Genomic DNA, 26,472 nt, shown 5'->3' on the forward strand with positions numbered 1-26,472 from the left:
CGCATCGATCATCTCTGACCGGACCTCTCCGGCCAGTTGCTCCAGCTCCACCAACGAAAGAGACCGCGTCCCGGATGGGTCCGAAAACCGGTCGAGCAGGGGCGTTTCAGGCGATGAACTCACGGTAGCCGTCTCCCATTCAGCGTGCGCCGGGCACGTGATACCCCCATCCAGACATCGTGGGGGAGATGCGGCGGACCACTCTGGACGCCGGTGAAAAACCGCTCTTTCCCTAAGGATTTCCAGGAACACACGGGTCGGGAATGATAGGGGAGACCTCCCCTTGGACGCAAGGGAAGCCGATACCGGATATTGGATCCTTCGAACCAAAGACCAACGCTGTCCCTAATCCTATTAGCAGATGCGAAAAAGCGCGTATGAAGGGCTGGTTTCTACGGGGGGTGACCGCTATACTCCGTACGCTTCCGTCTGTTCGAAATGATTCATTTAGGGTCCGAGACAATCGAACGGTACTCGTTGCCAAAGTGTCCTATTTCGTATCCGACGCGCAAGTTCGTCCCATCCGCTGGCCCCGTTGGCCGCCGCTTGCGGGACAGTAGCCATCAGACAAATAATGACGCGGCCCCCGGTCCCCGGGGGTAACGGTCAAATGAAGCAAGAGAGAGGGGAGGCGACGTCCGTCCGTTCCATTCTGGTCAACGGGTCCGGCTGCGCCTTCGGGCATGTAAAAAAAACAGGAAGACCCGTATGCACGAAATTATCCGTCAGCTCGACGAAAAACGCGCCGCGGCCCGCCTAGGGGGGGGGCAGCGTCGGATCGACGCCCAGCACGCGAAGGGAAAGCTCACCGCGCGCGAGCGTATCGATTTGTTGCTTGATCCCGGCTCCTTCGAGGAGTGGGACATGTTCGTGGAACATCGCTGCGTCGAATTCGGCATGGCGGACAGCAAGATTCCCAGCGATGGAGTGGTCACAGGCCATGGCACCATCAATGGACGCCTGGTCTTCCTGTTCAGCCAGGACTTTACCGTGCTGGGCGGATCCCTGTCGGAAACCCATGCGGCCAAAATCTGCAAGATCATGGATCAGGCCATGAAGGTCGGCGCTCCGGTCATCGGCCTGAACGATTCCGGCGGGGCACGGATCCAGGAAGGCGTGGACAGTCTGGCGGGCTACGCCGAGGTCTTCCAACGCAATGTCCTGGCCTCCGGCGTCATTCCCCAGGTGTCCCTGATCATGGGTCCCTGCGCCGGTGGCGCGGTCTACTCTCCGGCCATGACCGACTTCATCTTCATGGTCGAAGACAGCTCTTACATGTTCGTCACCGGCCCGGACGTGGTGAAAACCGTCACCCACGAGCAAGTGACGGCCGAAGAACTGGGCGGCGCGATCACCCATACCAACAAATCTGGCGTGGCCGACCTGTCCTTCGAAAACGATGTGGTCGCTCTGTTGCAACTGCGCCGTTTCATGGACTTCCTGCCCGCCAACAACAAGCAGAAGCCGCCGGTCCGCCCGACGGACCACGCCTGGGACGCTTACGATATGTCCCTGGACAATCTGATCCCGAACAACCCCAACATGCCCTACGACATGAAGGAGTTGATCCTGAAGATCGTCGACGAGGGCGATTTCTTCGAGATCGCCCCCAAGTACGCGGCCAATATCATCACCGGTCTGGCCCGCATGGAAGGCAGAACCGTCGGCATCGTCGCCAACCAGCCCATGGTCCTGGCGGGTTGCCTGGACATCGACAGCGCCCGCAAGGCTGCCCGCTTCGTCCGGTTCTGCGACGCCTTCAACATTCCCCTGTTGACCCTGGTGGACGTTCCCGGCTTCATGCCCGGCACCAGCCAGGAATACGGCGGCATCATCAAGCATGGCGCCAAGCTGCTGTACGCCTATGCCGAAGCCACGGTGCCCAAGGTGACCTTGATCACCCGCAAGGCCTATGGTGGCGCCTATGACGTGATGTCCTCCAAACACCTGCGCGGCGATTTCAACTACGCTTGGCCCAGCGCCGAAATCGCGGTCATGGGCCCCAAGGGCGCGGTGGAGATCATCTTCCGCCAGGACATGGGCAACGCCGAGAAGATCGCCGAGCGGACGGAAGAATACCGCCGCCTGTTCGCCAACCCCTTCGTCGCGGGCTCCCGCGGCTTCATCGACGAAGTGATCCTGCCCCATGGCACCCGCAAGCGGGTCAACCGGGCCTTCGCCATCCTGCGCGACAAGGTTCTGGAAAACCCCTGGCGCAAACACGGCAACATTCCGCTGTAACCCGTGGTCCGCACGATCCGTCCTCGATGAAATGAGCTGGGGCAACCAATGTTCGACAAAATTCTGATCGCGAACCGCGGCGAAATCGCCTGTCGCGTTATCAAATCCGCCCGCAAGATGGGCATCAAAACCGTGGCCGTCTATTCGGACGCCGACCGGGACGCCTTGCATGTGGACATGGCCGACGAGCGCATCCACATCGGCGGCTCCGCTTCCGCCGACTCCTATCTGGTCATGGACCGCATCATCCAGGCCTGCAAGGACACCGGCGCCCAGGCCGTCCACCCGGGCTACGGCTTCCTGTCCGAAAACAAGGCCTTCCAGGCCGCCCTGGACAAGGAAGGCATCGCCTTCATCGGCCCGGGCAACCGCGCCATCGAAGCCATGGGTGACAAGATCGAGTCCAAGAAACTCGCCGCAGAAGCCAAAGTCTCCACGGTTCCGGGGTACATGGGCGTCATCAAGGACACCGACGAAGCGGTGAAGATCGCCAAGGACATCGGTTTCCCGGTGATGATCAAGGCCTCCGCCGGTGGTGGTGGCAAGGGTATGCGGGTGGCCTATACGGAGGAGGAAGCCCGCGACGGCTTCGTCTCGGCCACCAACGAAGCCAAATCCAGCTTCGGCGACGACCGGGTCTTCGTGGAAAAGTTCATCGAGGAACCGCGTCACATCGAAATCCAGATCCTGGCCGATGGCGAGACCTGCCTGTACGTGGGCGAGCGGGAATGCTCCATCCAGCGCCGCCACCAGAAGGTCATCGAGGAGGCCCCCTCGCCCTTCCTGACGCCGGAGGTCCGCAAGGCCATGGGCGAGCAGGCCGTGGCCCTGGCCAAGGCCGTGGATTACAAATCCGCAGGAACGGTGGAATTCATCGTCGACGCCAACCGGAATTTCTACTTCCTGGAAATGAACACCCGTCTGCAGGTGGAACATCCGGTCACCGAGATGATCACCGGCCTGGATCTGGTCGAATGGATGATCAGGATCGCCGCCGGAGAAAAGCTGACCCTCACCCAGGACGACATCACCCTGAACGGCTGGTCCCTGGAATGCCGGATCTACGCCGAGGATCCCTACCGGGGCTTCCTGCCCTCCATCGGTCGCCTGACCCGCTTCATCCCCCCCGAGGAGGTGGAAGGCCAGGTCCGCGTGGATACCGGCGTCGCTGACGGTGGCGAGATCAGCATGTACTACGACCCCATGATCGCCAAGCTGATCACCCATGGGAAGGACCGGAATGAGGCCATCGCTCGCATGCGGGAGGCCCTGGATGCCTTCTACATTCGCGGCGTATCCCACAACATCCCCTTCCTGGCCTCCCTCTTGGGCAAGCAGCGGTTCGTTGACGGCCGACTGACCACCAACTTCATCGCCGAGGAATACGCCGACGGCTTCCATGCCGCCGACCTTCCCGCCGAGGATCCCACCATCCTGATCGCGGCGGTCGCCTCCGTGCACCGCAAGCAGGTGGAACGGGAAGCCATGATCTCCGGCCAGATCGCCGGGCATGAGAAGAAGGCCCGGAATGACTGGGTTGTCCGCCTGGGCGACACCAATCACCCCGTAATGATCCTGCCAACCGACACCGGTCATGATGTCACCGTTGATGGCAAGACCGTCTCGGTAGCCCACGACTGGCGCTTCGGCGATCCCCTGTTCAAGGCGGTGATTGATGGCCGCCCTGTGGTCGTCCAGATCGACCGGGAAGGCGTGGGCTATCGCCTGTTCCACGCGGGCACTCAGGACCACGCCCTGGTGCTGACGGAAAGCGCGGCCAAATACGCGGCCCTGATGCCGAAGAAGGAGGCGCCGGACATGTCCCAATTCCTGCTCTCCCCCATGCCGGGCCTGTTGGTCTCCCTGGCTGTGGCAGAGGGACAGGACGTCAAAGCCGGGGAACGTCTGGCGGTGATCGAGGCCATGAAGATGGAAAACGTCTTAAAGGCCGAACGGGACGGAACCGTCGTCAAGATCCACGCAGCCCCGGGCGACAGCCTGTCCGTGGACCAAAAGATCATTGAGTTCGCGGGATAGACTCGCAGTCCGTCGAAGAGCGCGCCGCCCCGCAAGGAGCGGCGCTTTTTTTCTGCCCAGAAGCCCCCCAGACCTCCCTTGAGAATCCATGGGCAGCCGCCACCTTGTTATGGCAATATACTCCCCAAGCAATCATAAGATGAACAAACAGCCTTCCAAGGTGTTCTCTTGAATGCCTTTGCTACGGGCTAGATCAAATGGTTAGAGCATCGCATGGACCGGAAAACCGGTTCCCGATTTTCCGCTCGATGTTCTTAAAAAAAGGGAGAAGACGACACCATGCTTCAAACCTGCCTTTGCCTGCCCTTGACCCTAATCCTGGGCCTGCTAAGCAGTGTCGATTACGAAGCCTTGGCGGACCCCCCGCGGCCCGTGGACTCGCGGATCACGGCTCCGGTGATTGATGAAGCCCGTTTGAAGCAGGTCATCGCTGCCGTCACCCAATGGTCACGGGATCCCTTCATCATCGCCCAGGTCAAAGCGCAGAACGGCCAGCATGCCCATTTGACCCAAGGGGACATCGCCGGGCTGGACGCCCAGTGGCACATGGAGTCTGCGTCAGACAAGGCCCCAACGATCGCCGGGCTCCTCGCCGCCCCCTTGTCCCTCTATCTTGCCCGTCTCAAGGCACAAAGGGAAAACCTCTATACGGAAATCATCGTCATGGATGACAAGGGGTTGAACGTTGGCGTATCCGGTCCGACCAGTGACTATTGGCAAGGTGACGAAGCCAAATTCCTGGAAACCTACGGCAAGACTTCCGGAACCCCCTACCTGTCCGAGGTGGAATTCGACATCTCAAGCCAAAGTTTCCAAATCCAACTCAGCCTTCCCATCACCCAGGACGGTCAAGCCATCGGCGCGCTCACCGTTGGATTGAACGCCGAAGAAATCCTCCCGCCCGAAAAGCCCCCCCCAGAAAGCCCTTAGCGCTGGCAGGGCGATATGGGATGGGAGCTATGCGGCCATATGGGGCATCGGGCCATCTTTTCCCTTGCCAAGCCCCCCCTTGGACGCGCAGCTTTGGGTGGGGGGTGAAGGCGAAAAGAGTGACCCAACCATTTGAGTAGATTGTCACTTTCTTTTGTCTTGCAGCACCGGCGCCCGGGGAGCGAAACAAGACTTCAGGGCGCAGGATCCTAGTCCGATAGCGGACGCCCCATGGGGAAAACCGCGGCCATTCCGGACGCGGACAAGCAAAGCGGTTCGATATTCATGGCGATTTCCAAGACTCTCGCGAACGAGTTGGAGCGGCGTCGCGCCGCCGCCCTGGCCGGTGGCGGCCAAGCCAAAGCTGATGCCCGACACGCTAAGGGCAAAATGACCGCCCGGGAACGGCTCACCACCCTTTTCACCGAGGGCACCTTCCAGGAGTTCGGCCTGCATGCCCAGCATGCCACCCGCCATTTTGGCATGGCCGACAAATCCATCCCCACCGACGCGGTCGTCTGTGGGACCGGATTCATCGATGGCCGCCCCGTGGCCGGGTTCAGCCAGGATTTCACCGTCGTCGGCGGATCCCTGGGTGAGATTCACGCCAAAAAGATCTGCCACACCCTGGACCATGCCGTGAAGGCCGGTGTCCCGGTCATTGGGTTCAATGACTCTGGAGGAGCGCGGATCCAGGAGGGTGTCGGCGCCCTCTCTGCCTACGGCCAAGTGTTCTATCGCAATGTCCAGCTGTCCGGAGTGGTCCCGCAGATTTCTGTGATCGCCGGTCCCTGCGCGGGCGGCGCCGCCTATTCCCCGGCCCTGACTGATTTCATCATCATGACCCGGCACAATGCGGAAATGTTCATCTGCGGGCCAGAGGTGATCCGCGCCGTCACCGGTCAGGTCACGACCATGGCCGAGATCGGCAGCGCCGAAGCCCATGCCTCTGTGGCCGGAAACATTCATTTTATCGCAGAGGACGACGCCCATGCGGTGGCCATCGTCCACCGACTGCTGTCCTTCCTGCCGTCCAACAACATGATGGACCCACCCCACCGGATCGAGCCGGACCTGTCCGTGGCCGATGATCCGGTTCTGGACGATATCGTGCCGGAGGATCCGAAGATCCCCTTCGATTGCCGCAAGGTCATCGAACGGTTGGCCGATGGCGGTGACTATCTGGAGGTCATGCCCACCTTCGCGGCCAACATCGTTATCGCCTTCGGGCGGATTGGCGGGGTCGTGGTGGGCTTTGTCTCCAACCAGCCCACGGTGAAGGCCGGAACCTTGGACATCGACGCCAGCGATAAGGCTGCCCGCTTCGTGCGCTTTTGCAACGTCTTCAACATCCCGCTGGTGACCCTGGTGGATGTGCCGGGCTTCCTGCCCGGTGTACAAGAGGAACGACGGGGCATCATCCGCCATGGCGCCAAAATGCTGTTCGCCTATGCCTCGGCCACCGTGCCCAAGATCACGGTGATCATGCGCAAGGCCTATGGCGGTGCCTATCTGGCCATGTGCAGCCAGGATATGGGTGCGGATCGGGTGATCGCTTGGCCGACGGCAGAAATCGCCGTGATGGGTGCCGAGGGAGCCGTGAACATCCTGTACAAGCGTGAGCTGGACAAGGCCGACGACCGGAAAGCCAAATCCAAGGAACTGGCCGATGAATACAGGGAACAGTTCGCCTCTCCCTACCTGTCTGCGGGCAAGCTATTCGTCTCGGACATCATCCAGCCCCGCCAGACCCGCTCCGCCATCGCCCTGACCCTCCGGGGGCTTCTCTCCAAGCGCGAAACCCGCCCGCCCAAGAAGCATGGAAATATCCCCCTGTAGGATTGTCACCGTGCATCCCGTCGTAAATTAAGGACCCCAGGCCCATGCTCGACAACCTGGAACTCATCGGGACTGGCTTCGCCGTGGTCATGGCGGTGCTCGCCTCCCTATGGGGTGCCTGTGCCCTGATTGGCACCATTTTCACCCGCATCGAAAAGACCCGGGTGGAGGCGGTAGCCAAGGCTGCACCGATCCCGGCACCCGCTCCCCCGTCACCCCAAATTGGCCCCCAGACCGGCCCCTCCACGACCGGAGGCATTCCTGCCCACCATCTGGTGGCCATCGCTGCGGCTGTGACCTCGGTGCTGGGGGAGGCCTACCGGATCACCCAGGTCACCGCCCCCGCCCATCAGATCAATGACTGGCCCCTGGAGGGCCGTATCGAGACCTTCTCCGCCCACCGGATCCGGACCGATTGGGGTCCAACCCGCCCGACTCTGGGTGGCGAAACCCCAAATATTCTAAGAGGACAGAAATGATGAAACGCCTACGGATCACCGTGGAAGGCACCGCCTATGACGTGACGGTGGAAGAGTTGGATCAGCCCAGCGCCCCCACCTCTGCGCCAATCGCTGCCACACCCGCCCCGTCTCCGGCTCCCATTGCAGCAGCGGCTGCGGCACCCGCCCCCATCGCCCCTGCACCGACCGCACCCGCCGGTCCTGGCGCCGTAGCCAGCCCGCTGGCGGGGACTGTGGTCAGCGTCGACGTGGCCGTGGGTCAGGCCGTCACCCTGGGACAGACCCTGCTGGTGCTCGAAGCCATGAAGATGAACACACCCATCGGTGCCCCCCAAGCTGGAACAGTTGCTGCGGTGAGCATCACCCCCGGCGCCACGGTGACCGAGGGCCAAGTTCTCGTCACCCTTTCCTGATTTTTCTTTCCCAGTTTAGGACGCCGCCGCCATGGATGTTTCCGCCGCGGACAGCACGCAAGCCACTTCCAAGCTGGAGCAGCTTTGGAATTTGACCGCTATTTCCGATGTCACCTGGCAAATGGCGGGGATGTGGGTCATCATCGCGGTCCTATTCTATTTGGCCGTCTACCGCAAGTTCGAGCCCCTGCTGCTGGTGCCCATCGCCTTTGGTGCCCTGCTCGCCAACCTGCCAACCGAAGGCTTGATCAATCCCCCCATCGGCGAGCACGGGGGCGGGCTCTACTACTACATCTCCAAGGGGGTGGAGTTGGAGATCTTCCCACCACTGATCTTCCTTGGGGTCGGAGCCTTGACCGACTTCGGACCCTTGATCGCCAATCCGCGCACCCTGTTGCTGGGCGCTGCGGCCCAGTTCGGGGTGTTCGCCACCTTCCTGGGCGCGATCTTCATCGGCTTCTCGCCCATGGAGGCCGGGGCCATCGGCATCATTGGCGGGGCCGACGGCCCGACCTCGATCTTCCTGGCCAACAAGCTGGCGCCCCATCTGCTGGCCCCCATCGCCGTGGCCGCCTATAGCTACATGGCCTTGGTCCCCCTGCTGCAACCGCCGATCATGCGGGCTCTGACAACGGATGCGGAACGGAAAATCCGCATGCGCTCCCTGCGGAAGGTCTCGCGGTTGGAAAAGCTGATCTTCGCGACCATGGTGACCATCGTCGTCATCCTGCTGGTGCCTGCGGCCTCTGCCCTGATCGGCATGTTGATGTTGGGCAACTTCCTGCGAGAATCCGAGGTGGCCGAACGCCTGACCAAGGCCGCGCAGAACGAGATCGTCAACGTCGTGACCATCTTCCTGGGCACCTCAGTTGGAATCACCATGACCGGCGAGCGGTTCCTGAACTTTGATACCCTGAAAATCCTGGCTCTGGGGGTCATCGCCTTTGGCATCGCCACAGCCTGCGGCGTCCTCATGGCCAAGCTGATGAACCTGTTCCTCAAGGACAACAAGATCAACCCCCTGATTGGCTCTGCCGGTGTCTCTGCGGTGCCCATGGCCGCCCGCGTGAGTCAGGTGGAGGGACAACGGGCAGACCCGGGGAACTTCCTGTTGATGCACGCCATGGGACCGAATGTCGCCGGCGTAATCGGGACAGCCGTCGTCGCGGGCTACTTTATCGCTTGGTATGCGAATTAGAACTACGGTCTCGTCCTTTTTGGGCGATTGCCCAAACCCATTTGGGGGCAAATGCCCCCAAACCCCCATTTCTCTTTTACAAGTGACAGCCTGGGATCTGGGGCCTTTCGGCCCCAGTGAGGAACGGGGCGAAGCCCCGTGACTGCCCCTGTGGTGTACCGCGCGGCGAGACAAACTCACCCCCCTAACCATATGATCTAGTCCCTTTCCAGACACCCCAGGTCGTGGATCAGGGTCCAGGGGGTTTTCCACCGCAACAGATCATCGAAGGATCCCGCCTCCACCTCTCCCATCCCGGGAGCGGAGTGGAGGCGGGCACCTTTGTCTGCGTCCAAGGACAGGCTCGCGCTGCTCGGTGGAGCGTTTTCTGCTTCGCTGGGATTGATCGCTCCCCGCTCCCCTTGACGACTCCCGGCAGAGGTCACCGCCCCCAAGCCGTTGGCTCCATGGCTGAGCACCACATAGGCCGCCCGCTCCCTGTCCGGTGGAGCTTGGCCCTTGTCCGCCCCCAGAACGGCGATCGCCCCATTCAACGGCGCCTTGGTCAGAGCTTCGGCCGTGCAGTCTACGCCCACGTCCACCATGCCTTGGGACACGGCGTAGGTCAGGCGATGCCCCCAACCGTCCAGGGCATCCTCTTCCATCAACCCCAGGCTCCACCAGGGCAAGGTCCCCATGCTGAAAAGCGGACTGGGACGATCCAGCCCCCCCGTTCGAACCGGGCAACTCCCCGGTATCCAGGGCGGATTGGGGCCATCGGCGTCCGCCGGACAGGGCAGAACCCCGGTCGAGATGAAATGGGCCATCAGGGCCAGTTCTGCCCGGTCCAGTCGGTCCTCGGTCACGGCCTCGCGCCGATTTTTCAACAGACTGGGCGCGGCCATCAATCCCCCCGCCAGAATCAGACCCAAAATCGCCAAAGCCAAAGCCAGATCCATCAAAATCGCGCCGGAGCGAGCCGATCCCAAGGCCCTATTGGACAACCTGCGCGTCATCCGCCAATCAGGTGCAGGAGAATCTGCCGTCGGTGTGGGATTGTCCGATGCTCGCACAGATAAATCCCCTGCCACGTGCCCAAACTCAAACGTCCATCCGCCACCGGAATCGTCAGACTGGTGGCGGTCAATGCAGCGCGGATATGGGCGGGCATGTCGTCCGGTCCTTCCAGGGAATGGCGATAGAGACCGGGCCGCTCCGGCGCCAGACGGGCCAGGGCGTCGTCCAGATCGGCCATGACATCGGGATCCGCGTTCTCCTGGATCGTCAAGGACGCCGAGGTGTGACGCACAAAAACGGTCAGAAGTCCCATGAAGACCCCCGTTCCACTCACCCAATCCGCGATGGCCGCCGTCACATTCCGAAAGCCCCGTCCCCGGGTCTCCACCGTCAGCAGGGTTTGGTCCTGGTGTGTGACAGGAATCATGATATGCGTCGTCCTTTCCACGGGATGAAGGCGGGAACGCTGCGGCGATAGGACGCATAGGCGTCACCATACAGACCGAGCAGCTTGCGCTCCTCTAACCAGGTTCCCACAAGCAGGTAGAGAGACCCCCATAGGGCGTTCGACAGACCCAAGGGATCCACCGCCCGGCCCCAGAGGATCAAAAAAGCCGCCGTGTACAAAGGGTGACGCAGCCACCGGTGGGGGCCGTCCAAACGCAAGCCTTCGTCCTCATCGACCACAGGCTCGCGGAGTTGGCGCAGACCGAGCAAACGCCCCCCGTCATAATAACGCAGGGACCAGAGGCCAAAAGCCAAGCCCACCAGGGCCAGAACGGTCAGCCCCCAAAAGACCGGAGGGGGGGCGACGAAGGCAAGGGGGGGACGTCCCAAGGTTTCCTGCCCTAGCCAGAACACGAAGCCAAGGTGGATCAGGGCAAGGATGTTATAGGCAAGACGATGGCCCCGACCGAACAGCCTGAGAAGCAGACTTCGCCCGGATGCAGCGGCGAAAACGGAATGCCCCAGACCGAAGGACAGCCACCCCAGACCATGGAGGACCCAAGCGCCGATGACAGCGTCCTCCATATCGATCACCCCTTATCCTCCCGCCGTCATCCGCAAGTAATCTGGGTGATCCGCCCCACGGCGTCGATCATGACGTTGAGACGGTCGGGTCTGAAGTCGTGGGTCACCAAGGAGCCCGGCGGCAAGATCCGCTGGGGATGGGGCAAATCGGACACCCGCAAGAAGGGACCTTGGGCGGGCGGCGGGGCGGAACTGGACAGCAATGGCCCCCCTATCCGGTCTTGAAGCTGGTCAGCGATGCAGGTTCCTCCCTGTTCCATCCCCGCTGCCGGGCCCGTTCCGGCCCCCCCATGAACAGATCCCTCATCGGAAGAGGAGGAGCAAGCCGCAAGGCCCAGGGTCGACAGGAAAAGAGCCGCCAGAGTGAGGCTCGTATTAGAGGTCCGCATGACAATCACTCTCCCGATGATTTTTCGGATAGGCGGGCGATGGTGGCCGTCGTGGAAAAGCCATCTTCAAGCTTGGCGAGCACCACCCGCCCGCCATTGGCCTGGACCAGATCGGCGCCGACCACCGTATCGACAGTGTAATCCGCCCCCTTAACCAGCACGTCGGGCAAAAGGGTGCGAATCACGTCAATGGGCGTATCCTGACCGAAAAGAACGACCAGATCCACCGACGCGAGGGAAGCCAGGACCGTGGCTCGGGCCATTTCAGACTGAACCGGCCGGGTTGGCCCCTTCAAACGGGAGACGGAGGCATCACTGTTGAGACCAATGATCAGCCTGTCGCAAGCTTGCCGCGCCTGACGCAGCAGGGAGATATGCCCTGGATGCAACAAATCGAAACAGCCGTTGGTGAAGCCAATCCGCAACCCCCTACGGCGCCATTTTCCCGCCAGTTCTCTTGCTTCGTCCAAGGAGACCACCTTGGATTCGCTGGCGCTGACCTCCAGATGGTGGGCCGCAGCAAGCAGATCGTTCCGGGGCACTGCTGCTGTTCCCACACGGCCCACGACGACACCCGCAGCCAGATTGGACAGGCGACAGGCCGAGGACAGGTCCGCGCCGACAGCCAAGGCGGCTGCGAGGGTCGCCACAACCGTATCTCCCGCGCCGGAGACATCGAATACCTCCCTGGCCTCGGCCGACATATGCTCCACCGCGCCATCCTGTGTGACCAGGGTCATCCCGTCCTGACTGCGGGTCGCCAAGACGTTGTCCACCCCGCAAGTCTCGATGATCCGACGACAGGCAGCGACCACCTCCTCGTCGCTGTCCGCAGGCATACCGCTGGCCTCAGCCAACTCCTTGCGATTGGGCGTCAACAGGGTCGCACCTTCGTAGCGGGTATAGTCCCGCCCCTTGGGGTCGACGATAACGGGAACACCCGTCTCCCGACCCAGCCGAATCAAGATCCCGGCCATGCCCGTGTCCAGAACCCCCTTCCCGTAGTCGGAGAGGACCAGGGCGCCTGCGGTTTTGATCTGACTGCGCACATCCTCCACGAGTCGATCGGCGTCGTAGGATTCCAGGGGAGCAACGGTTTCATCGTCAGCCCTTAGGAGTTGCTGGCTTCCCGCGACGAATCGAGTTTTAACGCTGGTCCTCCGATCCGGTTGAACCCCGATGAAGTTCTCGACCGAGGATTCACTGCCCAAAAGGGTCATAACCTCGCTTCCCGCGCGATCCTCGCCCAAGACCGACATGAACGCACTGCTTGCGCCCAAGGCCACGAGGTTGCGCACCACATTCCCGGCACCACCCAACATGGATTGTTCCTCCTTGATGTGGATGATGGGAATGGGAGCTTCAGGGGAAATCCGGTCAACCTTGCCATGGACAAAACGGTCCAACATGACATCGCCGACACAGATCACGCGGGCGGAAGGCAGCTTGAGGACGATATCAGCGAGGGCGGCTGCAAGGGGCATGACCGAAGAGCACTCCACGGCGGGATGGGAAGAAAAGGGGACCGGCAAGCTAGCACCGGAGCGGTAGTGGGAAAAGTGTTGAACGACCTTGCCATCGATTGCGATCTAAAGGTCCCAGGCGACCTCAGCGCCAAGTCGTCCGGGTTACAACCTTCTGTCCGGGAACGGAAAGCAAGCGAACATCCCGGCCCTCGATCACGGCTGCGGTCAAGGTTCCTCCCAGATAGGCCCCCGTATCAACGCCAAGACGCAAGGCACTCCGCTCCACGACAGGCCTGGGCGTATGTCCATGGACCACGAAAAAATCCCATGGCTCGGTCGAAGACAGGAAGGGCTCGCGTATCCACAAGAAATCCTGTTCCTCCTGGCCGCTGAAGGGACGACTGGGATTCACACCGGCATGGACGAACAGCAAATCTCCCGACCGGATGGACGTGGGCAGGGACCTCAGAAACCGGTCATGCTCTGGCGGAAAGACCGCAAGGGCATCCACCCGGGCCCGGGCCCATTCCTCCGGAGTTGCGGCGTCGTCTTCAAACCCCGCCGGTGGCGTCACCCCGTAGGACCGCAGGGTCTCCGATCCCCCTCCCGAAGTCCCCATCCACCAGGGATGCACCGGAGAGCCCTCCAGAAAGGCCAGGAACTGCTCTTCGTGGTTCCCCTTCACGACGCTGACCGGCGGTAAGTCCGCAGGGGGCGTCATCAGGCGCGCGATGACGCCCTTGGACTGGGGACCACGGTCCACCATGTCGCCCAGGCTGATGATCCGAGCCTCGGTCACAGGATGACGGGCCATATCGACGCGAATTTCGTCCAACAGGGCATCGAGAACGGATAGCAAACCATGGATATCACCGATAACATAGTGACGGACGCCGTCTGGCCCTCCCTTGGAAAGGGGCTCAAGGTCCACGCGGTGGGCTGTCGTCAGGCCGGACATTGTCGATTTTTCCTTTGGAATCGCCACTGGTAGGAACGCCATGGATATGGGAAAGTGCTCTCCGCTGGGTCAAGAGAGAACACCCCTTCAACCGGCGAAACGGTCTCTTAGCCCTGAAACGGGGCGTACGAAGTACCGTTCCTTTGGACAGGCTGCCTGAAATACTTTGGACGGTCGGCCTGAAATGATCGGCCTAGCACGACCAAATGAAGGTTGAGTGCAGAAGATGCGCCAACCGATTACAACGTAAAGAAGTAGTAAGGCCTCGGGAAGGACTCATGCCGTCTTCATCGGTTTCTTTTGGGAATGCACGGGCCATGATGACGGCCCTTGCCGGACTGAAACAAAATCCAGCGGGCCACCAAGTTGCGGTGATTGCTCTTTCCCAACTTCAACCTGAATTCCGCCGATTGAATCTGGTCCAACGGGCGGCAGAGGTTTTTGCTCCCCTGATGCGTGTCAAGGATGGCCCCCTGGTTTTCCTGCCCGCCAGCTTGGATATTGTCATCCTGGGCCGTAACCTGCCCCGTGACGCCATCCGCGACGCTGCCGGCGCCATTCGAGCCCTGTTCGGCGCCGACCCCTTGGCCCGGGAACGGGCCCCGGGACGGGATCGCTTCGCCCGGTGGTTCGACCTGGCCCGCCCCGACCATATGAAGGCCTTCGCCACCCTGGCCGACGACATCGACCAGCGCTCCGCCGAGGCGGCCCAAGCCACCGGTGCGTGGAACATCAACGACCAACCCCTGACCCCGAAACGTCTGGCCCTGCTGACCGCAGATATGGAAAACTTAGACGTTGCCCCCCTGCTGCACCGGCAGGCCGTCGTGGAAGTGACAGAGGACCGGCGAGCCTTATTGGTCCATGAGGAATTCTTGATCTCCCTTTCGGCCCTACGCAAAAAAGTGGCCGAAGAGGTCAATCTGCAAAGCGATCGCTGGCTGTTTCAGGATTTTACGCGATCTCTCGACCGTCATCTGTTACGGGTTCTGAAAAACATGGAGGTGTTCCAGAAGCCCAAAGCACTCTCCATCAACATGAACCTGGAAACCCTCTATTCCGATGCCTTCGCCGGGTTCGCGGCAGCCCTGCGCCCCGATCAAACCCTGGTGGTCGAAGCCCAGGGCGTGGATGTCTTCGCTGATATCGGCGTTTTCCTGCGAGCCCGGGATTGGTTGCACGACAAGGGACACAAGCTTCTGATTGATGGACTGACGCCCCGTACCATGGAGACCGTCGATCTGGGTCCCTTGGGGGCTGATTTCTATAAACTGGGCTGGAACCCCGGTTTGGTTCATTCCGTTGATGGAGACGACGCCGCAGCCGCCCGAGCCCTGATCGGCGCCATCGGAGCGGACAAGGTGATCTTGGGCCGGGTTGATTCCGAACAAGCCATGGCCTGGGGGATCCGTGCGGGAATCCACCGCTTCCAAGGGTTCTTCGTTGATTCCATGCTGGGGGCGATGATCCATGGGGACTGCCCGAATCCCTGTGGTCTGGGTCGGTGCATCGCGTCGCGGCGGCAATTGACCGGCGGGCTGCGTGACGAATGCCACGACAAGGCTCTCCTGGACGGAACCACCCGCATCGCCGCCAAATCGGTGTAGGACGGGTGCACGCAACGAAATGGGAATAATGGACTCCACGACGCTAACTGATACCACCGGTGACGAGACGAGCCACGAGGTTCGCTCGCTTGCCAATTTGATTGCCTGGCTACAGGACAACCTGGGACGTCTCCTTGGCTACAGGGCGGCCCGGTTGCGTCTGTCCAAAATCTGGCGCAGCGCGCCTGATGCCCTCAATCCCGCCCGCACCATGCTGGCCGAACTGGCCCGCGATCCGGAAATCAAGATTTTCTCCCTGCCCCAAGGGGACCTGCTGGTAACCCACCACCAGACCGACGGTGCCCGGGTCGTGGAGACCCTGGAAGAAATCCGCCTTCTGTTCAAAAAAGACCCCCATTGTCGGCAACCCATTCTGCTCGGCACGGATACCCCCTTGGTGGGGTGGCATGTGCTGGGCGCTGAAGCGGAGTCCATGCTGCTTTGGGCCGAGCGCACCCTGGCCGACCACCTGAACGCCACTGGCGGAGAGGGCGCCTTACCCGGCGGCGGCGCCCGCCTGGGCGCGCCTGCCGTCCGTCCCGGCATGCCCGGCCACCGGGGGCGCCCCCTGACACCGGAAGGTTTGGCCAAACTGGAAAACGGCCTGGCCATGGCCGACCTGTCGACCCAAGTGCGGCGTCAACGCATGGTCACCATCCAACCCGATGGCATGCCCCTGCCAATTGGCACGGAACTGTTCATCAATATCGGGGAATTGCGCCAAACCATCGCCCCCCAGGTGGATCTGTTCTCGAACCAATGGCTGTTCCGGCGCTTCACCGCCACCCTTGACCAACGCATGACCACCTATATCGGCGGCTATGTGGCGGCGGTGGACACCCCCATGGTCAGTCTGAACCTGAACGTGGCCACCATCCTGGGACCGGGCTTTGCTGCGGTGCGCGACGCCGCCAAACGGCATTCTGACAGGATCGTCGTTCTGGAACTACGCCTGGACGACATCATGGCAGACTTACCCGCCTTTCTGTTCGCCCGGGAACATGCTCACCAACTCGGCTTCAAGGTACTGATTGACAATCTGGGGGCACAGGCAATGCTTTGGGTGGACCGTCAACGCCTGGACGCGGATTTCCTTAAGGCCGTCTGGTCGCCGGAGATGGGACACCTTCTATCGACTTCGGATGGGGATATTCTCCGCCAACGTATCCGCGCCTTCGGTCCGGAATCCATCATCATGAGCCGCTGCGACGATGCCGCAGCCGTGGAAGCGGGAAAGGCATTGGGTTGCAGAATTTTCCAAGGCTTCTACCTGGATGACCTGCTGCGCGAAGGCACACCCCATAATCCCCAACCCAATGATCTATCCCCGGAGCTTGCGGAGTGAAGACAGCGTCCCCCGTCCTGTCAATGCCAACGCATCCCGCGATCCGAGTGGAACAGCTCACCAAGGTCTTCCCCAACCGCAAGCGCGGCCAAGTGGTCGCCGTCGATGGTGTGACCCTTTGGGCAGAGCGGAACAGCACCGTGGGCTTGTTGGGGGGTAATGGCGCGGGCAAAACCACCACCATTTCCATGATACTGGGCCTGTTGACCCCCACATCAGGCCGGATTGAGGTCTTGGGTGTGGACATGGTCGCAGCCCGCCACAAGGCCCTGCCCTTTCTCAATTTCTCCAGCCCCTACGTGGATTTGCCCCACCGCCTGACGGTGCGGGAAAACCTGATGGTCTACGCCCTGCTTTATGGCCTGGCCGACCCCAAGGCGCGCATCGCCACCTTGACCGCCGAGTTGAGGATTGACCACCTGATGAACCGGCCTTCCGGCAAACTGTCGGCGGGGCAGAAAACCCGGGTGGCACTCGCCAAGGCTTTGCTCAACGACCCCCGCGTCCTCTTGCTGGACGAGCCCACCGCCTCGCTCGATCCCGATACGGGGGACTGGGTGCGCACCTATCTTGAAAACTGGCGGCGCAACCGCGGCGCAACCCTGTTCCTGGCCAGCCACAACATGGCCGAGGTCGAACGCCTCTGCGACACCGTTTTCATCATGGGGGAAGGGCGCGTCCGCGACCAGGGCGCCCCCCGGGATCTCCTCGACCGCCATGGTCGCGCCAACCTGGAAGAGGTTTTCCTGAAAATCGCCCGGGAAGGACGGGACCCGGACCTGGAGACACCCCCATGAGCCCCAAAACCCAGCAAGATGACGAGGACCCCGGCGCCAAAGGCTCCGCCCCCCCACCCATAGCAGAGGCCCTGCCCGCTTCAGACCAAATTCTATCCCTCCGCCGGATCGGCGCCCTGATCCTGCGCCATTGGTACCTGATGCGGGGATCGGTGCCGCGTCTGCTGGAAATCGCCTATTGGCCCATGATCCAGGTCATCACCTGGGGATTCGTGACCCGGTTCCTCTCCCAGGAATCCACCCTGGTGGCCCATGCGGGAGGCATGTTCATTGGTGCCGTATTGCTGTGGGACGTTCTGTTCCGGGCCAACCTTGGCTTTACGCTGTCGTTCTACGAAGAGCTCTGGTCCCGGAACCTGGGTCACCTCTTCGTCAGCCCCCTGCGTCCCTACGAGCTGTGCATCTCACTCATGACCATGAGTGTGATCCGTACCCTGTTGGGGGTCTTCCCAGCAAGTCTCGTCGCTCTGTTCCTTTGGAAATTCAACATCTACGATCTGGGGTTGCCGCTGCTGGCCTTTTTTGCCAACCTGATGGCCATGGGCTGGATTATTGGCCTGTGCGTCAGCTCCCTGGTCCTGCGGGTCGGCCTGGGGGCCGAGAGCATGGCCTGGGTGATGATCTTCGCCTTCATGCCCCTTTCCGGCGTCTATTACCCCATTGGAGTGCTGCCTGAAGCCCTGCAGTGGGTCGCCTACGCCTTACCCCCCGCCCATGTGTTCGAGGGGATGCGCGAAGTGATGATCCACGGCACCTTCAACCAGGGCCATTTCCTGGCCGCAGTGGGGCTGAACGGGCTTTATCTGGTCCTGTCCATGGGGGTGTTCCTGCAGGTTTTCCGAATTGCCAGGGACAGGGGTCTTCTGCTGAACATTGGCGAGTAGTTTCGTTTTTCCTTATACAAGGTATCCGCCTTGGGTACACTCCGGGACCTTCCGTGTCAGTGAGTCCCGTCCATGCCCGACCCCATGCCCGCCCACCGGTCTCCCCGCCTCCGTTCTCTTCTTGGCCTGCTGCCCATCGTCCTTGGTGTTGCGGTCCTGATCCTGGCTGTCTCTGGCCGCGTTCCCCCTGCCCGCACCCAGGACGCAACCCCGGCCACCCCGGCACGGGTCATCACCGTCCCCCGCCTGGACGTCACCCCACTGATCACCGCCCATGGCCCCGTCCGCCCGGACCGGGTCTGGCAGGGGGTGGCCGAGGTTTCGGGCCGGATCGTCGAGGTCTCCCCGGTCCTGCGCCAGGGGGTCATCGTGGAAAAGGGCACTCTGCTAGCGCGCATCGATGCCGCCGACTACACCCTGATCGAGGCCCAGCGGCAGGCTCAAGTCCAAACCCTGAACAGCAAGCGGATCAACCTTGAAGCCTCCATCGCCATCGAAGAGCGAGGCTTGACGATCGCCCAGGCAGAGCTGACCCGCAAGGAGACCCTCCGGGCCCGGGGGGCCGTTTCCCAATCGGATGTGGACACTGCGGCCCGCTCCCTTCTGTCTGCGGAACAGACCCTGCAAAACCTGCGCAATGAGTTGAACCTGCTCCCGGCGGAGATGGATCAGACCCGCGCCCAATATACCCAGGCCAAACTGGACGTGGCTCGGACGGAGCTGGTCGCCCCCTTCGACCTCCGCATCGCCTCGGCCGACGCGGTGGAAGGGCGTTTCGCCCAGGTGGGCCAAATCCTGGCCGAGGGGGATTCCATCGCCAAGGCCGAAGTGGAAGCCCAGGTTCCCCTGAACCGCATGCTCGCCCTGAACCGAGCGGGCGGAGAACGGAGCCTTTCAGAGGGGGACGGGCAAAATGGCATGGGAGGCAGACTCGGTGTGGCCAGCCAGGACATCTCCGCCAGCCGCAACCTCAGTGCCCAGGTGGTGCTTGAGGTGGGAGAGACGACACTCACCTGGCCCGCCCGGGTGGAACGGGTCAGCGATACCATTGACCCCACGACCCGCACCCTGGGCGTCATTGTCGTTGTGGATGAGCCCTATCGCAGGGCCATCCCCGGGGTTCGCCCCCCCCTGGTCAAGAACATGTTCGTCACCGTCCTTTTGGGCGGCGAGACCCTGCCCGACAGGGTCGTCATCCCCCGCCACGCCCTGCGTGCCGACGGAACCGTCGCTCTGGTGGGCGCCGACGGAACCCTCGTCTTCCAGCCCGTGGAGGTGCAGTTCACCCAGGATGGATATGCCGTGATCAAGGAGGGATTGGTGGGGGGCGAGACCCTGGTCGTCGGACATCTCTCCCCAGCTATCGCAGGAATGGAGATCACTCCCATCGACGATGGCGACACCCTCGCCCTGCTCACGGAAGAGACAGCCGCCGGGGCACTGAAGAGCGATCCAAAGACGGCCCCAAAGACTGACCCAAAGACTGACGGTACACTGAAGGACGGGGATTCCCAATGATCTCCTATTTTGCCCGCCACCCCACAGCAGCCAACATCCTGATGCTCGCCATCATGGTGTTGGGGGGCGCCAAAATCTGGGACCTGAACCGGGAAACCTTCCCCCGCCTGCCCCAATTGGATGTGGAGGTGGGAGTGGTTTGGCCCGGCGCCTCCGCCGGACAGGTGGAGGATTCCCTCTGCCGCCCCCTGGAAGACGCTGTCGAGGGCATCTCCAACCTGGAGGAAACCGTCTGCACCGCGTCGGAGGGCAAAGCCAGCCTCGTCGCCTCCATGCGCGAAGGGACCCCCCCGGCCACCTTCCTGGACGATGTCCGGGCCGAAGTGGATGCCCTGGATGAACTGCCCGACGACAGCGAGCGCCCCACCACTATCTTGAGAGACCGAACGGATTTCGTTGCCTCCCTGTCCCTGACCGGCCCCATGACGCCCCAGGAGCTGCGGGACCTCGCCTTGGACTTGAAAGACCAGATGTTGCGCTTCGGCGGCATCCCCCTGGTCAGCGTCCAGGGCTTTTCCGACCGCCAAATCCGGATCGAGGTCCCCCGAACCACCCTCCGCGCCCTAGGCTTGTCCATGGCCACCGTCGCCCAAGCCATCCAAAACCAGAACCAGAACATCCCTGCCGGGGTCCTTCAAACCCGGGAAAACGATATCCTGTTGCGCGTGGGAGAGGACCGAAGTCACCCTACCGATTTCTTGGATTTGGTCGTCCTGGGGGATGCCCGGGGCGGCGTGGTCCGCTTGGGCGACATCGCCACCATCACCGATACCTTCCAGGATGCCGAAAAGAAAATCCTGCGCGATGGTGTCCGCGCCGCCCTGCTGCAAGTCAGCAAGACTCCCGCCGACGATAGCCTGAAGGTGATCGAGCGCATCACGTCTTTCCTGAAGCAGGTAAGACCGACCCTGCCGACTCAGGTCTCCCTGGACGTGACCACCGATGTGTCCTCCATCATCGAAGACCGCCTGACCTTGTTGTTGGACAATGGCCTTCAGGGGTTGGTTCTGGTCTTCCTGTCCATGTGGCTGTTTTTCGGCTTCCGATTCAGTTTCTGGGTCTCTGCGGGCCTGCCCGTGGCCTTCCTGGGGGCCATTTTCCTGATGACCGTCTTCGGCTACTCCCTGAATATGATCACCATGGTGGCCCTGTTGATCGCCATCGGCCTGATGATGGATGACGCCATCGTCATTTCCGAGAACATCGCCGCCCGCCTGTCCAAGGGTCAGTCGCCCATGGATGCGGCCATCCAGGGTACTCTGCAAGTCTTGCCCGGGGTGGTCAGTTCCTTCCTGACCACGATCATGGTTTTTGGCGCCCTGGTCTTCCTGAAGGGGAACATGGGCGCCGTTCTCGGCGTGCTGCCCGTGGTTCTGATCATGGTGCTGACCGTCAGCCTGACCGAAGCGTTTCTCATCTTGCCCCACCACTTGGCCCATAGCCTGGAGCACGCCAGAGACAAGCCACCGGGCCGCTTGCGCCAGGGGTTCGAAAGACGGTTCGGCCAATTTCGCGATGGCTTCGTGGACGGGATCGTCCGTCGGGCCGTGGGCCACCCGGGCTTGGCCGTGGGTCTGTTGGTTATGACCCTGCTCCTCTCCATCAGCCTGGTCGCCTCCGGTAGGGTCAAGATGGTAGCCTTCCCCAATCTGGAGGGGGACATCATCGAGGCCCGCGTCCTCATGCCCCAGGGCACCCCCCTCGCCCGGACCGAAGCCATCGCCGAACGGATCCTGGAGGCTGCACGCACCATCAACGAGGAGCTTCGGGATCGGCAACCTGGGCAAGCCGATATCATCCGAGGGGTCACCACCCAGTTTTCCGTCAACAAGGACGCAGGGGACGTGGGCCCCCATGTGGTCACCGTCGGTTTGGACCTGTTGTCCTCCGAGGTTCGCAACGGATCCACGACCGAGTTGATCAACCGGCTGCGTGAGCTGGTGGGCAACCAGCCCGATGTCGTGACCATCCATTATGCCCAACGGGAGCGGGGACCGGCAGGCAAGGCCTTCGAAATCCGCCTGACCGGCACCGATCTGGACGAACTGAAGTCCGCCTCCCTTAGCCTGCAAAACTGGTTACGCGGCTATGACGGGGTACACGACACCTATGATGACCTGCGACCGGGCAAGCCCGAAGTCACCCTGATCTCCCGTGACACAGCCCTGGCCCTGGGTGTGACCGCCAAGGATCTGGCCGACCAGACCCGGGCCGGGTTCCAGGGATTGACGGTGGATGAATTCCGCGTCGGCCCGGAAAACTTCGAGGTTGACCTGCGCCTGATTGAGAAGGATCGGGGGGACTTGGCCGACCTGGATGATTTCGTGATCGTCACCGCCCAGGGCGACGCCGTGCCCCTGGGTGCCGTGGCCCAGATCACATGGACCCAGGGATGGGCCCGGATCCTGCGGGTCAATGGGCAACGCACAGTCACCATCTCCGGCGACGTGGACAGCCGGGTGGCCAACGCCAACGAAATCACCCGCGACCTGACGACCACCTTCCTGCCCGATTTGCTGTCGCACCATCCGGGCGTCCGCTCCTCGCTGGAAGGGCAGGCCGCAGAGGGGGGGAAGACCGGCAAGTCGATCCTCGGCAATTTCCTGATCGGCCTGATCGGCGTGTTCCTGCTGCTCTCCTTCCAGTTCCGCAGCTATGTGGAGCCCATCATGGTCATGGCAGCGATCCCCATGGGCTTCGTCGGCTCCATCCTGGGGCATATGATCCTCGGATTGGACATCTCCATGCCCTCGCTGATAGGGCTCACCTCCTTGGCCGGGGTGGTGGTCAATGATTCCATCCTGCTGGTCCAGTTCCTCAAGGAAAAACGTGCCCTTGGCATGCCTCCAGCCGAGGCGGCGGTGGCCGCGGCCCGGGAGCGCTTCCGGCCCATCCTGATCACCTCGCTGACCACGGTGCTGGGGCTCGGTCCGCTCCTCACCGAGACCAGCCTGCAAGCCCAGGTGCTCATCCCCTTGGCCACCAGCCTGGCCTTTGGTCTGACCTTCTCCACCCTGTTGGCCCTGATCCTGATCCCAGCCTTTTATGTGTTACTGGCCGATTGGAATGCCATCGGGCGAAAGTGAAACGCTTATACCCCAAAACCGTGAACTTGGGCTGGAACGCAGTCGTCGGCCTCGCTCACCGCTGTCTTCCATACCAAATCTCTGGCCGATCAGCCAATACCAGGGAGCAGTTCACGGAGCTTTACCCCGCCCCCCCCTCTTTGGCGAGACTGGGGCCGAAAGGCCCCAGTCCCCAGGCTGTTATTTATATACTCTGTGTCCTTGAAATTCCGGAAACCCTGCTTCGCAGTTTCTGGGCTCTGCCCAGACCCGCAAAGGGTCGGTGGACCCTTTGATCCCGGGGGTCCGGGGCCTCAGGCCCCGGTTTTGCCTCCGTTGCCTGCTCCCACCCTGGAGTCCCGCCTGCGCGGGAATGAGGACCAAGTGCTTGAAATGATAAGAGTCATTTCTGATTGGGCTCAAAGGCGCAATAAAAAATACCCTTCCAAATTGAAATAAGAAAAACAAAAATCGATTTCCATTTACTCACTCGAACATAAGTCCTTGAAAAACGATCATTAAAATCACATATAAGCGAGAATACGCCTTAATTTTAATTTTGAAACTTAATGTCTAATCCAGCCGGAGTATTTACTCAGACCGTCCAGGAATGGACCGCTCAGGGCACCTTTAGATCATATAGTTAGAGCATCGAGCGCTTGAACCCAAGTGAGGCATCATCTCCACCGTCAGATGGAAAAGGAGCATTTCTTGTGACCGACGACCCCGTAAACCTTGACGGACGCCGCGACCCCGCAGGGCAAATCGCGACGGATATCCGGCGCCACACCTTGAAAGCCTTCGAAGCAGATCAGGAGGCGCTCCGCCTTCGGCAGGAAGAGCTCGAACAGCAGCTCATGGCCGACCGGGCGGAGACCTGGACGGAAGCCGCCCTGAAGGCGGAATACCTCATCCGCCAATATGCCAAAACCGCCGAAGGCCAGGATGCCCGCCGGACGAAGCTCATCAACGGAGCCCTTGGCGATCTCGCCCGGCTGATCGAAAGGGATAATACCAAGGTGCGGTGAGTTTGACTCACCGCACCTTGGAAGCGGCCAAGTGGCCGCCGCGCCTTATGGCGCGTAAAAGCCCGCGTGGCGTTTGAACGCAAGAAAAGCGGCGTGGGTTTCAACCCGCGCCGCTTGGTATAAGGGAGAGACATAACGCCCATGACAACGCTCCGGATTCGCCACAGAACCAGCTATCGGTACGGACAACCCGTTGGATTTCATCCCCACCGGCTCATGCTTCGCCCCCGGGAATCCCACGATGTCGGCCTGTTGGATATGGAGATGACCTTGGACCCTCCGGCACAGATTCGCTGGACCCAAGATGTCTGGGGTAACCTGATTGCGACGGCAACCTTTGACAGACTGGCGGACCACCTTGTCATCGAAAGCAGGGTGACATTGGAGCTCAACGCCGCACCTTGGCCGGTTTTTGATATCGCGGCTTCGGCCATTTCCTATCCCTTCCGCTACGACGACGAGTCCTGGATCGACCTGGGAGCCCTCACCCGGCCAGGCTATGACGACCCGACCCACCGATTGCGGGATTGGGTCCGGGGGTTCGTTCGCGGCGAAACCACCGACACATTGTCCCTTCTCAAGGATATCAACGCGGGTATTTCATCGACCCTCTCCTACCAAAGTCGGGAGGCAGAGGGCACCCAATCCCCCTTGGACTCCCTCGATCGGGGGTGGGGATCTTGCCGGGACTTCGCGGTTCTGTTCGTCGAAGCGGTGCGCCTCCTTGGCTTCGGCGCCCGACTTGTCTCGGGCTATAGCCACGACTTTGAGAATACGCGGCTCGGAACCCAGGGCAGTGGGTCCACCCACGCATGGGCGGAGGTCTACCTTCCAGGGGCCGGATGGATTGTTTTCGATCCGACGAATCAAGCTGTGGGCGGAGCCAACCTCATCCCGGTAGCCGTCGGGCGCCACATCCTGCAACTCGTCCCCGTGGCTGGAGGTTTTTTCGCAACGGGTGAAACGCCAACGGATATGAGAGTCGAGGTTTCGATCACTCAACTGTAAAAGACAATCCAATGCCCCGTCCCCCTCCTCTTTGGCGAGACTGGGGCCGAAAGGCCCCAGACCCCAGGCCATAAAAAAAAGGGGGGTTTGGGGGCATTTGCCCCCAAAGGGGTCTGGGCACTCGCCCAAAAAGCGAAACGGGATCCGCTTGACCCAAGCCACTCTCCTTTCGCTCTGCTCCAACGCCGACGCTATTTCTGGCCATAACTCGCGAACTTGTCGACCACCACGGCCATTTCCGCTTGCGAGAGAATCACCGGCGTCCCCACCGACCGGGCTTGGAGCCAGATCCTCGCCACGAATTCCACCGCTTCGGCTGCGGCGAAGGCCGTGGGCAGGTTATTGCCCATGGCGATCACCCCATGGTTGGCCAATAGCAGGGCATTGTAGTCCCGGATCCCCTCTTCCACCGCGCTGGCGAGGGCATCGGTCCCGAAGGTGGAATAGGGCGCCAGGGGCACCTTGTCGCCCGAATACCCGATCATGTAGTGAACCGCAGGCAATTCCTCACCCAGACAGGCCACGGTCGTGGCATAGACCGAATGGGTATGGACCACGGCCACCGCGTCGGGACGGGCGCGATAGACCGCCCGGTGAAACTGCAGCTCGCTCGACGGCTTGCGTTTTCCCTCAACGACAACGCCATCCAGGTCCGTAACCACAATATCCTCAGCCTCGGTTTCGAAGTAATCGAGGCCCGAGGGGCTGATGGCGATATGCCCCGCCGCCCGGTCGATGACACTGATATTGCCCCCCGTGCCGGAGGTGAGTCCCACCTGGACCATCTTCCGGCCATACTGAACAATGCTGTCCCGGTCCGCCGCCATCAACATGGCGTAACTCCTTTCTTCAAGATCACGCAGCCATACTTAGAGACATCGCTGGTCTGGGTGATCGCAAAACAGGCCCGGGCCCGGTCGTAGAAATCAAACCGGGGGATGAAGGCGATCTCCGGCGTACCCGGCGCATGGCGGTCGATGGCCGCACGAAACGCTGTCAGAACTGCGGGATCCATACTGTCGCCCTCAACCGGGTGGATCATGGTCACAGGCGCGTCCACATAGGCATCCAGCTCGAACAGCGGCAGGATGGCGTCGAGAAGGTCGGCCACCATCACCCCATCGGCCCGGTGGAACAAACGGGCATTGCTTTCACCGGGGAAATGGGCGTCGGCGATCAGGATCTCGTCACCATGGCCCATGGCCGACAGGGTCCGCAGAAGGTCGGGTCCGATGAGGGGAGAAATCCCTTTCAGCATCA

The 26,472-nt window shown here is 61.6% G+C and carries 23 protein-coding genes; 15 read left to right on the top strand and 8 right to left on the bottom strand.

The features are described from left to right. Nucleotides 1–708 precede the first annotated feature (708 nt). From ACLIRY_RS20360 to ACLIRY_RS20390, 7 genes are all read left to right on the top strand, one after another. Nucleotides 709–2,241 (top strand): acyl-CoA carboxylase subunit beta, encoded by a 1,533-nt coding sequence (locus ACLIRY_RS20360; RefSeq protein WP_413207265.1) that lies wholly within the window; start codon nt 709–711, stop codon nt 2,239–2,241. Between the two features lie 48 nt (nt 2,242–2,289). Further along, complete coding sequence (locus ACLIRY_RS20365) at nt 2,290–4,278, top strand: acetyl-CoA carboxylase biotin carboxylase subunit (protein ID WP_413207266.1); 1,989 nt, start codon at nt 2,290–2,292, stop codon at nt 4,276–4,278. Between the two features lie 279 nt (nt 4,279–4,557). Next, the gene (locus ACLIRY_RS20370; RefSeq protein WP_413207267.1) at nt 4,558–5,208 is read left to right on the top strand and encodes a hypothetical protein; all 651 of its coding nucleotides are present in this window, start codon (nt 4,558–4,560) and stop codon (nt 5,206–5,208) included. Between the two features lie 285 nt (nt 5,209–5,493). Continuing rightward, nucleotides 5,494–7,047 (top strand): acyl-CoA carboxylase subunit beta, encoded by a 1,554-nt coding sequence (locus ACLIRY_RS20375; protein WP_413207358.1) that lies wholly within the window; start codon nt 5,494–5,496, stop codon nt 7,045–7,047. Between the two features lie 44 nt (nt 7,048–7,091). Beyond that, nucleotides 7,092–7,526, top strand: a complete 435-nt coding sequence (locus ACLIRY_RS20380) for an OadG family transporter subunit (RefSeq protein WP_413207268.1) — start codon at nt 7,092–7,094, stop codon at nt 7,524–7,526. Further along, a complete protein-coding gene (locus ACLIRY_RS20385; protein WP_413207269.1) occupies nt 7,523–7,921 on the top strand; it encodes an acetyl-CoA carboxylase biotin carboxyl carrier protein subunit in 399 nt (132 codons plus the stop codon). The genes ACLIRY_RS20380 and ACLIRY_RS20385 overlap by 4 nt, the downstream gene beginning before the upstream one ends. A 31-nt stretch (nt 7,922–7,952) precedes the next feature. Further along, nucleotides 7,953–9,119, top strand: coding sequence for a sodium ion-translocating decarboxylase subunit beta (locus ACLIRY_RS20390; protein WP_413207270.1), 1,167 nt, complete (start codon nt 7,953–7,955; stop codon nt 9,117–9,119). A 197-nt stretch (nt 9,120–9,316) separates the two neighbouring features. Here ACLIRY_RS20390 and ACLIRY_RS20395 read toward each other — a convergent pair whose 3' ends face one another. The 6 genes from ACLIRY_RS20395 to ACLIRY_RS20420 all read right to left on the bottom strand — a co-directional run bounded on the left by ACLIRY_RS20395 (nt 9,317) and on the right by ACLIRY_RS20420 (nt 13,960). Continuing rightward, complete coding sequence (locus tag ACLIRY_RS20395) at nt 9,317–10,114, bottom strand: hypothetical protein (protein ID WP_413207271.1); 798 nt, start codon at nt 10,112–10,114, stop codon at nt 9,317–9,319. Further along, nucleotides 10,111–10,542 (bottom strand): secondary thiamine-phosphate synthase enzyme YjbQ, encoded by a 432-nt coding sequence (locus ACLIRY_RS20400; RefSeq protein ID WP_413207272.1) that lies wholly within the window; start codon nt 10,540–10,542, stop codon nt 10,111–10,113. Before ACLIRY_RS20400 ends, ACLIRY_RS20395 begins: the two co-directional genes overlap by 4 nt. Further along, nucleotides 10,539–11,147 (bottom strand): methyltransferase family protein, encoded by a 609-nt coding sequence (locus ACLIRY_RS20405; protein ID WP_413207359.1) that lies wholly within the window; start codon nt 11,145–11,147, stop codon nt 10,539–10,541. The genes ACLIRY_RS20400 and ACLIRY_RS20405 overlap by 4 nt, the downstream gene beginning before the upstream one ends. Before the next feature lie 26 nt (nt 11,148–11,173). Further along, the gene (locus ACLIRY_RS20410; RefSeq protein ID WP_413207273.1) at nt 11,174–11,536 is read right to left on the bottom strand and encodes an I78 family peptidase inhibitor; all 363 of its coding nucleotides are present in this window, start codon (nt 11,534–11,536) and stop codon (nt 11,174–11,176) included. 5 nt (nt 11,537–11,541) lie between these two features. Then, nucleotides 11,542–13,020: a D-glycero-beta-D-manno-heptose-7-phosphate kinase gene (gene rfaE1, locus ACLIRY_RS20415; protein ID WP_413207274.1), complete on the bottom strand. Its 1,479-nt coding sequence runs from the start codon at nt 13,018–13,020 to the stop codon at nt 11,542–11,544. 124 nt (nt 13,021–13,144) lie between these two features. Beyond that, entirely contained in the window at nt 13,145–13,960 is an 816-nt protein-coding gene (locus ACLIRY_RS20420; RefSeq protein ID WP_413207275.1) for a metallophosphoesterase family protein, read from the bottom strand. Nucleotides 13,961–14,277: 317 nt separating this feature from the next. On the opposite strand from ACLIRY_RS20420, the gene ACLIRY_RS20425 reads away from it, so the two are divergent. From ACLIRY_RS20425 to ACLIRY_RS20460, 8 genes are all read left to right on the top strand, one after another. After that, nucleotides 14,278–15,567 carry a diguanylate phosphodiesterase gene (locus ACLIRY_RS20425; RefSeq protein ID WP_413207276.1) on the top strand — a complete coding sequence of 430 codons (1,290 nt, stop codon included), beginning with the start codon at nt 14,278–14,280 and terminating at the stop codon, nt 15,565–15,567. Between the two features lie 28 nt (nt 15,568–15,595). Further along, complete coding sequence (locus ACLIRY_RS20430) at nt 15,596–16,912, top strand: diguanylate phosphodiesterase (protein ID WP_413207277.1); 1,317 nt, start codon at nt 15,596–15,598, stop codon at nt 16,910–16,912. 23 nt (nt 16,913–16,935) lie between these two features. Next, on the top strand, nt 16,936–17,709 hold the full coding sequence (locus ACLIRY_RS20435; protein WP_413207278.1) for an ABC transporter ATP-binding protein: 774 nt from the start codon (nt 16,936–16,938) through the stop codon (nt 17,707–17,709). Further along, nucleotides 17,706–18,593, top strand: a complete 888-nt coding sequence (locus ACLIRY_RS20440; protein ID WP_413207279.1) for an ABC transporter permease — start codon at nt 17,706–17,708, stop codon at nt 18,591–18,593. The genes ACLIRY_RS20435 and ACLIRY_RS20440 overlap by 4 nt, the downstream gene beginning before the upstream one ends. A gap of 72 nt (nt 18,594–18,665) precedes the next feature. Then, nucleotides 18,666–20,111 carry an efflux RND transporter periplasmic adaptor subunit gene (locus tag ACLIRY_RS20445; protein ID WP_413207280.1) on the top strand — a complete coding sequence of 482 codons (1,446 nt, stop codon included), beginning with the start codon at nt 18,666–18,668 and terminating at the stop codon, nt 20,109–20,111. Further along, entirely contained in the window at nt 20,108–23,197 is a 3,090-nt protein-coding gene (locus ACLIRY_RS20450; protein WP_413207281.1) for an efflux RND transporter permease subunit, read from the top strand. The genes ACLIRY_RS20445 and ACLIRY_RS20450 overlap by 4 nt, the downstream gene beginning before the upstream one ends. 692 nt (nt 23,198–23,889) lie before the next feature. Then, on the top strand, nt 23,890–24,204 hold the full coding sequence (locus ACLIRY_RS20455) for a hypothetical protein (protein WP_413207282.1): 315 nt from the start codon (nt 23,890–23,892) through the stop codon (nt 24,202–24,204). A gap of 141 nt (nt 24,205–24,345) precedes the next feature. Continuing rightward, nucleotides 24,346–25,212: a transglutaminase family protein gene (locus tag ACLIRY_RS20460; RefSeq protein WP_413207283.1), complete on the top strand. Its 867-nt coding sequence runs from the start codon at nt 24,346–24,348 to the stop codon at nt 25,210–25,212. Between the two features lie 191 nt (nt 25,213–25,403). Here the strand turns inward: ACLIRY_RS20460 and ACLIRY_RS20465 are convergent, their stop codons facing one another. Then, nucleotides 25,404–26,045 (bottom strand): L-fuculose-phosphate aldolase, encoded by a 642-nt coding sequence (locus tag ACLIRY_RS20465; RefSeq protein ID WP_413207284.1) that lies wholly within the window; start codon nt 26,043–26,045, stop codon nt 25,404–25,406. Beyond that, nucleotides 26,039–26,470: an L-fucose mutarotase gene (gene fucU, locus ACLIRY_RS20470; protein WP_413207285.1), complete on the bottom strand. Its 432-nt coding sequence runs from the start codon at nt 26,468–26,470 to the stop codon at nt 26,039–26,041. Before fucU ends, ACLIRY_RS20465 begins: the two co-directional genes overlap by 7 nt. Nucleotides 26,471–26,472: the final 2 nt, after the last annotated feature.

It is taken from the genome of Rhodospirillum sp. A1_3_36 (genome assembly GCF_047263945.1).
Taxonomy (GTDB): domain Bacteria; phylum Pseudomonadota; class Alphaproteobacteria; order Rhodospirillales; family Rhodospirillaceae; genus Rhodospirillum.